Origin of the sequence: Streptomyces tamarix, from assembly GCF_032423885.1 — a bacterium.
GTDB classification, from domain to species: domain Bacteria; phylum Actinomycetota; class Actinomycetes; order Streptomycetales; family Streptomycetaceae; genus Streptomyces; species Streptomyces tamarix.
This window is the reverse complement of the sequence record NZ_JAWCTQ010000127.1, coordinates 1-242: the sequence shown is the minus strand read 5'-3', so window position 1 is coordinate 242 and position 242 is coordinate 1. Positions and strand designations below refer to the sequence as shown.

Below are 242 nucleotides of genomic sequence, written 5' to 3'. Positions count from 1 at the left end.
ATCGACTCGGTCTTCGGTACCGCGTATGCCAAGTCGCAGGCCGGGGCGTACGGTCCGCTGCCGACCAAGGGGCGGGCGTTCATCTCGGTCGCCAACCGTGACAAGCGTTCGATGATCTTCCCGGCGCGTGAGTTGGTCGCTCACGGTTTTGAGTTGCTGGCCACGTCCGGTACCGCCGAGGTCCTCAAGCGCAACGGCATCAACGCCACCGTGGTGCGCAAGCAGTCCGAGGGCGAGGGGCC

Annotated in this window: 1 protein-coding gene; it reads left to right on the top strand. The window is 66.1% G+C overall.

Annotation, left to right across the window (positions count from 1 at the left end; genetic code table 11):
• A partial coding sequence (locus tag RND61_RS32580) for a hypothetical protein (protein ID WP_315881772.1) occupies window positions 1-242 on the top strand: 242 nt, incomplete at both ends.